The organism is Nonomuraea sp. NPDC047529 (assembly GCF_040642995.1).
GTDB lineage: Bacteria > Actinomycetota > Actinomycetes > Streptosporangiales > Streptosporangiaceae > Nonomuraea.
Window position 1 is genome coordinate 21,115 of sequence record NZ_JBEYTJ010000072.1, and the last position, 10,909, is coordinate 32,023.

Below are 10,909 nucleotides of genomic sequence, written 5' to 3' on the forward strand. Positions count from 1 at the left end.
AGCCGTCGCCGGCGTCGCGCAGCTCGAACTTCTCGTTGTCCTGAGTACCCGTGTCGTACTGGTTCAGGCTGGCGCCGTCCTTGAGGCTGGCGTTCTCGATGGCCAGCACCTTGCCCGACTGCTTGACGATCAGGCGGGCTCGCGGCGGGAAGGGAGCCATGGGTACCTCCTTGGTAGGGGGAATGCGGGTGCAGGGCCCTGCCACACACACCGGACGGTGCGACCCTGCCAGCGGTCGCCGCATTGAGCCGGTCGACACTCAAGGGTCAATAAAGACACAGTTGCCATGTCGGAGACATATTCCTCAGCCTCGGATTCCGGCAGATGCGTCCGTCAAGAAAACCCGCGATGAGCTGCCGAACCACGGCTGCGCCGGGACATCAGGGAATGGTCGGCGCTCGCCCGGATTGGCGACACCAGAAATGGCCATCTGATCCCCTCCAGTCGATGATCGAGGCGGCGACGCGCTGTTCGTCTCCATGAAACTTGATTGCGGGCGGGAAATCATCCTCCAGCCGTGGCCACATCCGGACAGGGTCCAAGCCTCCGCCACCTCATCCCACCAGCAGTGTCAGGCAAGATCACTACGTCGTGCCCGGCCACCCCGCCTCGAGAGAAACCGGCACCGCATGGAGAATTGACGTCGAACCAGGCCGGGCCGAAGCACTGACGAGCCATCGCCCATGGACAGGTGACTAACTGACCATGTCCATGCGAAGCCGGCGTTTGGCCGCTATTGGCCAGTGGACTGGAAATCGTTGACGGGGGCTCGGGATAGGACAATAGTTCAGCTCGTCGGAGAGTTTTGACTTGGCCTTCTCGACTTTTGGGCTGCGTATTTTCAGGCCCACCGCTCGGGTCAGCGCGACCGGACGCGAGGCAGCTCTGCGCAGTCGAGGGAGGGGTTGCTCAGGCGTCCTCTGCGGGGGACAGAGTCGGCGTTGGACAGTTCGGGTCGAACTGGTCCGACTGGGGGGCGCAGCGGATCGACACCAGGAGAGACGAGCCGCTGGCAGTCGAAGTCCAGGCGATGGCCCAGGCTGAGGCGACCGCGGAGAACGGACGGCAGCGAGCGGTGGACTATCCGGCAGCAGATCTGGCAGAACTGCAACGCCTGCGCCTGGCCCTGCGACAGGCCGTCTCCGCTGCTCCGGGACAGAGCCCTCTCCACCACGTCCAGCCCTGGCCATGGAACCGCACGACGAGCAGCGGTCGCGCACTCACGGCCTCCGGCCAGGACACAGGGTTCGAGCTGCGCCCTTCCCGGTACCAAAACCCAGTGCGCCAACGACCGCGGGGACGCAGACACCCGTCGTGGGACCCGCACCCTCACCTCCGGCGCAGGCAAACCGTTCGGCTATGGCACGACTGGTCCGCTGCAGTTCCTCGTCGTTGTCGATGCCGGCGAAGTCCTCGTCGATGCTGGCGAACCGGCCTCCGCGCCGGGAACGCCGTATACGCCCAGCGGGTCTTCCGCCTCCCCCCCGAGACGTGCGGCTTCCGTCCGGGCGCCGTCGGGGAGCTTGCCCGGAGTCCCGACCGAGGCGAGTACAACTTCCGGACAAGCTGCTCAACCTCGATGTGCTTGAGGTGGACCGGGCATTCTTGCCCTGCTAGGCCGTCAGGGCGCACGACGGTCGGCAGCTCACGACGCTCCTCTACTCCGGCGTCGCCGAGCTGCAGGACCATCACCTGGAGGACATCCTCAACTCCTGGTCGACGGCCACGCACGTGATGGAGAGCGCCGACTCCGAACAGCCGCGCGACCATTTCGCGGAGTGATGCGCGAAGAGGGATCGCCCCACAGGCACTCGCCCGGGTCGACCACTACAGCTTTCGGCTCGTCCTGCCGCCTTCCCGCTGCTCGGGCCGCACGGTCGCGACGCGGGAGAAGGGCACGTTCTCCCTGATGATGCTCGGCTCGCGTGACCCCGCACAGCCACGTCCTCCAGCTGTGGTGCGACGACGCCTGTACTGTTTCAAAAGTCGTCGCAGGGGGCTTGACCTGCAGATCGAACTGAGGTGCCGGCTCAGGCAAGATCGGTTCTTGTGTCTCTTCGTCTCCTCCACCTGATCGTGATCCGGGTGTTCGGCTGGCTGGTGCTGCTGGGCCGCAGCGAGGCAGTCAAGGACGTCGAGATCATGATGCTTCGGCATGAAGTGGCGGAACTACGGCGTCAGGTCGTCCGGCCAAAGCCGGGCCGGACCGATCGAGCGGTCCTGGCCGCTCTGGCGCGGCTCTTATCGCCTGGACTGCGTGCTCACCGGCTGGTCGTTGCCAGAGCCTGTACGGAGTTGAGATCAGAGGGATTGCCCGCGGCACGGCCGGTCGCCCTGGTAGGCCATCGAACATGGCGCGTGGAGACCTCACCGACGAAGAATGGTCCTTGATCGAACCTCACTTACCGCTGGGTGAGCGGGGTCCGATCCCGGATCTGCGGCGGCTGTTCAACGCGGTGATGTGGCGGTTTCGTACCGGCAGCCCCTGGCGTGACCTGCCGGAGGAGTACGGGCCATGGTCCACCGCCTACGACCGGTTCCGCACATGGGCGCGGGACGGCGTGTTCGAGCAGCTGATGCAGGCCATGATCGCCGAGGCCGCCGGCCGGGGACAGGCCGACCTCGACCTGGTCAGCGTCGACTCCACCACCGCCCGCGCCCACCATCATGCCGCCGGGATGGTCTTGGACGGTGAGCTGAGCGCAGCCCTGGAAGAAGCCGTCGAGCAGGAAAGGGGGCTTCGCCAAAGAGGCAAAACGCCCTCGACGGCAACCCCGGCGACGAAGAGATCAGGGACAGCGACGACGGGGACGACGGGAGGAACGAGCGGCGACGGCTGCGACGCCGATACCGGTTCCGGCTGAAGGCCGCCAAGCTGGGCCGCTCCGGGGCGGGTTGACCAGCAAGGTGCATCTGGCGGCCGATGGTCGATGCCGTCCGTTGTCCTTCGTCCTGACCGTCGGTCAGGCCGGAGACAGCCCGCAGTTCCGCCCGGTTCTGGAGCGCATCAAGGTCCGGCTACCGATCGGCCGTCCGCGCACCCGGCCGGGCGCGGACGGCCGCGGACAAGGCTTACTCTTCTCGCGGCAACCGCGCCTACCTGCGTCGATGCCGGATCAAGGCGGTCATCCCGGAGAAGGCCGACCAGGCGGCCAACCGCAAGAAGCGCGGATCTGCCGGCGGCCGGCCGGTCACCCACGATCCCGATCTCTACAAGCAGCGCAACACGGCCGAACGCTGCATCAACCGGATCAAACCATGGCGTGGGCTGGCTTTCCGGTTCGACAAGACACCCGACAGCCATCTGGCCGACCTGTACCTACGCGGGGCCGTCCTATGGATCAGCCTAGAGATCCGAACTCCGTACAGGCTCTAGGACGTACTCGTCTAGCTCGTAGTCCGAACGGCTGTCTGCCACGGCATAACAGACTAGCATCGCGGAACGTTCGGGAGATTTCGATCGTTCGGACAGGCACGTCGGTACGCAGGCATCGATCGGGACACGAGCGCCGCAGCACGGCAGCGGCACGTCAGCCGCCCGGGGCGCCCCTGGACCACGCGCTGCGCCGCCGGCGCAAGCCCGGTTCGGTACTGGCCCCCTGGCTTCCCCGGAAGGCCAGGGGCGCCCAGCGGATCCAGACTTCGCATCACCGATCTCGCCGGCGTTCCGCCGGGTCTGACGGCCTCGCAGTGTGGGTGATCGCGCCGGTCGGCAACCGCCGTCAGCTGTGCAGGAACTCCAGCAGGTCGGCGTTGAACTTCTCCTTGTCGCCGGGGACCAGCGCGATGCCATGCGAGCCGCCCTGGTACACCTTGTAGACGCAGTCCTGGATGATCTTGGCGGATTTGTCGGCCGACGCCGCGATCGGCACGACCTGGTCGTCGTCGCCGTGGATGATCAGGGTGGGGATGTCGAACTTCTTCAGGTCGGCGGTGAAGTCCGTGGCGGAGAAGGCATCCACGCAGGCCACGCCGGCCTGGATGTTCTCGGCCATGGCCATGAGCCAGAAGGCGTCCTTGTTTCCCTGGGTGACCTTGTTGCCGGGCCGGTTGGCGCCGAAGAAGCCGTCGGCGGTGTCCTTCCAGAACTGCGACCGTTCGGTGAGGATCCCCTTCTTGATCTTGTCGAACACCTCCTGGGGGGTGCCCTCGGGGTTGTCGGCGGTCTTGAGCATGAGCGGCGGCACCGCCGACAGCAGCACGGCCTTGCTGATGCGGGAGGTGCCGTGCCTGCCGATGTAGCGGGCCAGTTCTCCACCGCCCATGGAATGCGCCACCAGCGTCACGTCGCGCAGGTTCAGAGCGGTCAGGAGGTCATTGAGGTCGTCGGCGAAGGTGTCGAAGTCATAGCCCTCCCACGGCTGGCTGGAGCGACCGTGACCACGCCGGTCGTGCGCAATCGCCTTGTACCCGTCGTCGACGACCGCCTTCATCTGGTCGTGCCAGGCGTCGGCGTTCAGCGGCCAGCCGTGGATGAAGACGACCGGCGGGCCGCTGCCCCAGTCGTAGAAGAAGATCTGCTCGTTGTCGCGTGTGGTGATGTATGGCACCGTGAACCTTCCAAGTGGGCGATGGTCATGTAGATGGACGCCGCGAGTGCGCTCCGGCCCCCTTCACCGCCGCAGCCCTTGTCGAGGGCCAGACGGCGCGCCAGGAGATCCGGGCACATCGCTCCAGGGCAGGCAATACCGCGCTTCACGGTTGGTCTAAGGCCAAGGCAGGATGCGGAGTTCTTTGCCGGGCCGCCCGATCGGCCGCAGCCAGGCCTGGTAGGCCGCAACCGATCCCGTCAGAGAGGGGCAGCATCGATGGCAGCACCCACCGGCGGGACGGGCACCGGTCAGTGATGCGAGCGACTACCTCCGCCCCGCCGGTGCCGTCACAAGCGCCCGCTCTGAGATGCGGTCGGATCCACCGCGGAAGACGTCGCTGGGTCGTGGCTCGCCCGAGCGTCAGGGGCCCGATGACGCCGCATCCGTTCGGCGCGGCACCATCGGGATGGCGGTCGCTGGCAGATGGTCGGCGATCCGGCGCACCGGGGTTGGCGGCCGGACACGTGAGGGTAAGAAGAGCCATGGCCCCCCGGTTCGAGCCATCGTCCAACACGGGGGACCCTGTGACCGACAACAGCCAGAAACAGCAGCAACTCGATCAGTACCGGGTGGATTCCACCAACACGCGCTACACCACCGACCAGGGCGTGCGCATCGACGACACCGACAACTCGTTGTCGATCGGTGAGCGTGGCCCGACGATCCTGGAGGACTTCCACCTGCGGGAGAAGGTGACGCGCTTCGACCACGAGCGCATCCCGGAGCGGGTGGTGCACGCGCGCGGCTCGGGCGCGCACGGGGTGTTCCAGGTGTATGAGTCGCTGGCTGAGTACACTTGTGCCGACTTCCTGTGCGACCCGGAGCTGCTCACTCCGGTGTTCGTGCGTTTCTCCACGGTGGCAGGCTCGCGCGGTTCGGCCGACACGGTGCGGGACGTTCGCGGCTTCGCGACCAAGTTCTTCACCCGTCAGGGCAATTACGACCTGGTGGGCAACAACTTTCCCGTGTTCTTCGTGCAGGATGCGATCAAGTTTGCCGATTTCGTGCACTCGGTCAAGCCGGAGCCGCACAACGAGATCCCGCAGGCGCAGTCGGCGCACGACACGTTGTGGGACTTCGTGCAGTTGCAGCCGGAGACGATGCACACGGTCATGTGGTTGATGTCGGATCGGGCGATCCCGCGCAGCTTCCGCATGATGCAGGGGTTCGGCGTGCACACCTTCCGCCTGGTCAACGCCGCGGGGCGGGGCACGTTCGTGAAGTTCCACTGGCGGCCCGCGCTCGGCACGCACTCGCTGGTGTGGGACGAGGTTCTCCGCATCCAGGGCAATGACCCCGACTTCAACCGGCGCGATCTGTGGGATGCGATCGAGGCCGGCCAGTACCCGGAGTGGGAGCTGGGCCTACAACTGGTGCCGGAGGAGGACGAGCACAAGTTCGACTTCGACCTGCTCGACCCCACGAAGATCATCCCGGAGGAGGAGGTGCCGCTGCGGATGGTCGGCAAGATGACCCTCAACCGCAATCCGGACAACTTCTTCGCCGAGACCGAGCAGATCGCCTTCTGCACCGCCAACGTGGTGCCGGGCATCGACTTCACCAACGACCCGCTGCTGCAGGGCCGCAACTTCTCCTATCTCGACACCCAGCTGCTGCGCCTGGGCGGCCCGAACTTCCAGCAGATCCCGATCAACCGCCCGCTCGCCCCCGTCCACAACGACAACCGCGACGGCTTCCACCAGCACATGATCCACACCAGCCACACGAACTACTCCAAGAACTCCATCAGCGGCGGCTGCCCGGCCACCGGAGTGCTCAGCGGTGACATGACCGGCGTGTTCCGGCATTACACCGAGCGGGTCGAGGGTGAGAAGATCCGCAGGCGCAGCCCCAGCTTCGCCGACCACTACAGCCAGGCCACCCTGTTCTGGAACAGCATGTCGGACTGGGAGCAGCATCACATCATCAAGGCGTTCCTGTTCGAGCTGGGCCACGTACAACGCCGATACATCAAGGAGCAGGTGGTCGAACGGCTGGCCAACGTGGACACCGGGCTGGCCGGGCATGTGGCCGCCGGGCTCGGCCTGCCCGCCCCAGCTCCGAAGGGCAGCAACCACGGCAAGTCCTCCCCGGCGCTCAGCCAGGCCGGCCAGCCCTCCAGCCTGGCCACCCGCAAGATCGCGATCTTGGTGAGCGACCAGACCGACGCCGGCGCACTGTATCCGGTGACGCAGGAGCTGGAGAGCGGCAAGGCGGTCTGCGATGTGATCGCGCCGCACGAGGGGACGGCCGGATCGCTGACCGTGGACAAGCAGGTCAGCGCCGCCTCCTCGGTGTTGTACGACGCGGTGCTGTGCACCGGCGGCGCGGAGCTGACCGGCAACGGGCACGCCGTGCAGTTCGTCCGCGAGGCGTTCAGGCACGGCAAAGCCATCGGCGCGCTGCCGGACGGCGAACCGCTGCTACAGGCCGCCGCCCTGCCCTGCCGCCAGGGCGTCGTCGACTCCGCGGCGGCGGACGACTTCACCGGGCAGTTCATCGCCGCCATCCTGCAACACCGCCACTACGACCGGAACGTGGCCGCCTTTCCCGCCTGAGACCCTCGCTTCCTGCGGGCGGCATCAGCCGGCCCTGCCCATGCCTGCCCGGTTCTAGGGTGCTCGACTGACGCGAGCACCATCCCGGGCCCGCTCACACGCTGGAACCACTCACTTTCGCCGTCGGAGAGCACCCCGTAGACGTCAGCCAACGAGGGATGCCGGCGCAGCCTTGCCTGTACGCCCGAGATCGGCAAGCCTCGGAAGCAGGCTCCCGGATGTGACCTCCGAGACTGCGCGCAGCGTCGATCGGCGCTTGGCCAGCTCGGCTTCCAGCCGCTCGTGCACTCCTTGCAGGACACCTGGCGTATCGGAAAGCACCTGCGCGATGACGGCGAGCGGGACGGCGAGCGAGCGCAGCAGCCCGATCGACAGCGCATCGCGCGCCTGCTTGTGCCGGTAGTAGCGGTACCCGGTGTGCTCGTCCACGTACGCGGGCACCAGCAGTCCGAGCTCGGCGTAGTGCCGCAGCTGCTTGATGCTCAGCCGGCCGAGCCTGGCGAACTGTCCGATCGGCGACAGCTCCTCGTCCATGCCCCCAGCATGGTGTCTCCCCATGTGGGAGAGTCCAGCCGTGGGCTTTGGCGGCGGCCAGGCCGTCGCGGGTGCCGGCGACGATGAGTTCGCGGAGGAACTCGGCCAGGGCGGCGAAGACGTGGAAGATGGGCCGGCCGCCGGGGGTGGTGGTGTCGAGGTTCTCGTGCAGCGAGGTGAAGCCGATCTCGCGGCGGCGCAGCTCGCCGACCATGGTGATGAGGTCGGCCAGAGAGCGGCGGTAGCGGTCGAGGCTCGGGACGACCAGGGTGTCGTCTTCGGTCAGGAACGCGTGGCAGGCCGCCGGCTCGGGGCCGCTCGGCGCTCTTGCCGGACTTCTTGTCGGCGAACACGCGCCGGCATAGTTCGGCCACCGACACCTCGGGCCGGAACTGGCGATAGCGGGCTGTCCGATCCTCCCCGAAGGCCTGTACGTCTAGGCCATGCTGTCGGCCGTCGCCAGGTACCGGCTGCTGTTCGGGCGCGGGCCTGCGCTCGCGCCCTCCTGGGAAACCCCAGGTCTCCTCGCTCACGCCGCCTCCGCTCACTGGCTTCCAAGTGGATCACAAGACTCCGTCGGCAGCCTGTGGGTGCAAGCGACGAGAAGACGAACTCTTCAGAAGGCGAGGAAGAAGAGTTGATCATCAGAAAGCTCCTTCTCCCCATGCTGACGGCCGCCGCTCTGGTGTCCTCCGCGACCATCTCCCACGCGAGCGTGGCGGACCGCCTGACGCCCACCCCTCAGAACCCATGTCCTTCCGGCAGCCTGTCGGCGTCGATCGCGTCAGGGCCGATGGAGATCTCCAGCAGCGACGCGGCCCCCACGCTCAACATCCGCCTCATGTGTTACAACTGGACGACCAAGAAGCTGGCCCCCATCGAGGCCGGCCAGGAGATCAACGTCGAGGTCCTGGGCGTGTGGGCCACGTCGGAGGCTGCACTGTGGGACGAAACCCTGCGCAACGAGAACACCTCGTGGCCGTACAACAGTGACACGGCGAAGCCGTCGTACAAGAACTTCACGAAGGCGTACGGCCAGTACACCATGCCCGACGAGGGCTGGAACAAGCTCAAGAACGTCGGCAAACCCGACACCTGGGGAGTGCTCTACTGGCAGACCTGGGTCTGCCACCGTAACCCGGGCGACCCCGAACCGAGCGGATGCATCCTCTACAAGCAGCCTGAACTGCTGTTCATCGACCACACCTGAGGCCCCGCTCCGACCCGAAACCGGCGTTGATCAGGCGGTGATTCGCCCGGTCCACGCCAGCTGATCCCGATACACCCCGGGTGACCGGACGAGCATGCCAGCTCGGGGCCGCGAGCGCGGCCCGGAGCCGGCAGGCTCGATCAGCCGATCGGCGGCGCGAGGTACTCCAGCGCGCAACCGCCGCCGGCCGGGGGCGCTCGCTCAAGTCCGGTGAACGCCTCCGCACCGTCCGGCGTGATCAGGCCGCTCACGTCGTCTTCGTGGTTGTGGGTGATGGCCACGTCGGTGACCTGCGCGAGCTCTCAGGCCTCAGGCCGTCGATGCGAGGGCGCGAACTCGCGTCCAGGCTGGATCCGTTGGACCTTCCGCCATGGCTACCGGGCGGCGCCTGCATCGACCAGGCACTCCCGCGTATCTCAGCGGATCGCGTCGATCGTCGTCTCCGGCGAGGTGTTGAAACAGAACCGGATCCCCGGCGCCGCGGTGGCCAGCACGTTGATCAGCCGTTCGGAGAGCAGGGTGTGCTCGGGAATCGTCCGCACGCCGGCTCCGATCATCGTCACGCCGAAGGAGGGCCGGACTCTACCCGACGTGCTGATCTGCGACGAGGTCACCTCGGCCCTGGACGACGGCACCGCCCGCGCGGTCATGAACGTCCTGACCGGGCTGAGGTGGTCGGTGACCTGGCCGCTGGTGATGCGACTGGCCTCGCCTGCGATCGCGATCACGCTCGCGGCCGGGTTCCGAACAGACCGGCGGCGAGCTTCTGCAGCAGGCTGTAGGCCAGGATCGGCACGAGGACCTGCGGACGGTGCGCGAACCAGCTTGTGGCCAGGACCGCCGCCGCGCTGGTGTTGTTCATGCCGGTCGCGAAGGTGAGGGAGATGCCGTCGGGAGCGTCGCATCTGGTCCATCGGGACATCCACCTGCCGACGAGGAAGGACAGGCAGCAGACCGCACCGGCCACGCCGACGGCCAGGGCCAGGAAGTCAGGGTCGGGAGGCGACAGCGCCTGCCCGAGCGCGCCGGAGGCGTTGAGATAGCACAGCAGCAGGATGTTCACGATGTTGACCAGCTTGATGACCGGCGCGATGCGTGCCGCTCGCCGCTCCCCGAGTATGGCCCGCCCGAGGATCCCGGCCAGCGAGGGCAGCACGATCAGGGCCAGCGCGAACGCGCCCGCGCCCGCTGTCCCGGCCAGCCCGTCCAGCCGCGCCGTGTCATCAAGGCTACGGGCGCCCCCTGGGCCGACCAGGGCGGCGGACACGGTCAGCCCCCACGGAACCGTGACAGGACTGAGCAGCGTCGAGCCCACGACCATGGCGACCACCAGGGGAACGTTGCCTCCAGCGTTCTGCCCCCATGACGCCGCTCCGCCGGCGATCGGCATGGCCAGCACCAGCAGCAGACCGACCGCGAGGCACTCCACCTCCGCGGCATCGGGCCAGGCCCGCAGGCACATCGCAGCAACCGGCAAAAGCACCACGGGCAGGAGCGCGTTCATCGCCACGCCCGACGCCAACCGCAGGGGCCGACCCACGACGGCGCGCAGATCCCGTACCCGCACTCCGAGACCGGCGGTCGACAACATCACAGCCAGCAAGACCATGGGCACCGTGACCGGAACACCCGATCCAAGCGCCATCGCCCGCAACGCCTCGCCCGGCCGCGGTGCGGCGGCAGCCAGCAGATAGCAGACGATCATCAACGCGAGCAGCCGCCGCTGCACCGTGCCCACCACCCGATCAATCATCTGAGCAACCTATCGATTACCGTCAGTGACCCGAACTCCGGGGGCGGGAACTGGCGCGCCTGTAGGCCATGGCCGCCCGGCCGAGCCGGCGCCCGAGGTGGCGGAGGGTCTTGCCGTGCGGCCGGACAGACTTGCCGGAAGGCCCGCAGTACCGCTGACCTGCCGTAGCAACGGCAGAGGCGGGAGCCGAACAGTTCAGGAGTGGGCCGGGCCCCGCCCACGTCCACTCGGCGGGGGCCGGCGCCGGGGGCAGGCGGCCGGG

7 protein-coding genes and 2 pseudogenes are annotated in these 10,909 nt (G+C 67.4%); 3 read left to right on the forward strand and 6 right to left on the reverse strand.

The annotated features are described in order from the left end of the window. The first annotated feature begins 2,351 nt into the window (after positions 1-2,351). Positions 2,352-3,376, forward strand: a pseudogene (locus tag ABZ815_RS51250) (IS5 family transposase). A gap of 346 nt (positions 3,377-3,722) precedes the next feature. On the opposite strand, the gene ABZ815_RS51255 reads toward ABZ815_RS51250, so the two are convergent. Beyond that, entirely contained in the window at positions 3,723-4,550 is an 828-nt protein-coding gene (locus ABZ815_RS51255; protein ID WP_357710432.1) for an alpha/beta hydrolase, read from the reverse strand. A 566-nt stretch (positions 4,551-5,116) separates the two neighbouring features. On the opposite strand from ABZ815_RS51255, the gene ABZ815_RS51260 reads away from it, so the two are divergent. After that, a complete protein-coding gene (locus ABZ815_RS51260) occupies positions 5,117-7,150 on the forward strand; it encodes a catalase (RefSeq protein WP_357710435.1) in 2,034 nt (677 codons plus the stop codon). A gap of 144 nt (positions 7,151-7,294) precedes the next feature. Here the strand turns inward: ABZ815_RS51260 and ABZ815_RS51265 are convergent, their stop codons facing one another. Together ABZ815_RS51265 and ABZ815_RS51270 are read right to left on the reverse strand one after the other, a co-directional pair. Continuing rightward, complete coding sequence (locus ABZ815_RS51265; protein WP_357710438.1) at positions 7,295-7,684, reverse strand: MerR family DNA-binding transcriptional regulator; 390 nt, start codon at positions 7,682-7,684, stop codon at positions 7,295-7,297. Positions 7,685-7,781: 97 nt separating this feature from the next. Further along, positions 7,782-8,099: pseudogene (locus ABZ815_RS51270) on the reverse strand (recombinase family protein); the annotation flags it as partial. Positions 8,100-8,321: 222 nt separating this feature from the next. Between ABZ815_RS51270 and ABZ815_RS51275 the strand changes: the two are divergent. After that, a complete protein-coding gene (locus ABZ815_RS51275; protein ID WP_357710441.1) occupies positions 8,322-8,894 on the forward strand; it encodes a hypothetical protein in 573 nt (190 codons plus the stop codon). A 140-nt stretch (positions 8,895-9,034) separates the two neighbouring features. On the opposite strand, the gene ABZ815_RS51280 is transcribed toward ABZ815_RS51275, so the two are convergent. The 3 genes from ABZ815_RS51280 to ABZ815_RS51290 form a co-directional block, all read right to left on the reverse strand. Beyond that, positions 9,035-9,175, reverse strand: a complete 141-nt coding sequence (locus ABZ815_RS51280; protein ID WP_357710444.1) for a hypothetical protein — start codon at positions 9,173-9,175, stop codon at positions 9,035-9,037. Between the two features lie 135 nt (positions 9,176-9,310). Further along, positions 9,311-9,622, reverse strand: a complete 312-nt coding sequence (locus ABZ815_RS51285; protein WP_357710447.1) for a hypothetical protein — start codon at positions 9,620-9,622, stop codon at positions 9,311-9,313. Next, positions 9,619-10,635, reverse strand: a complete 1,017-nt coding sequence (locus tag ABZ815_RS51290; RefSeq protein ID WP_357710450.1) for a bile acid:sodium symporter — start codon at positions 10,633-10,635, stop codon at positions 9,619-9,621. The genes ABZ815_RS51285 and ABZ815_RS51290 overlap by 4 nt, the downstream gene beginning before the upstream one ends. Positions 10,636-10,909: the final 274 nt, after the last annotated feature.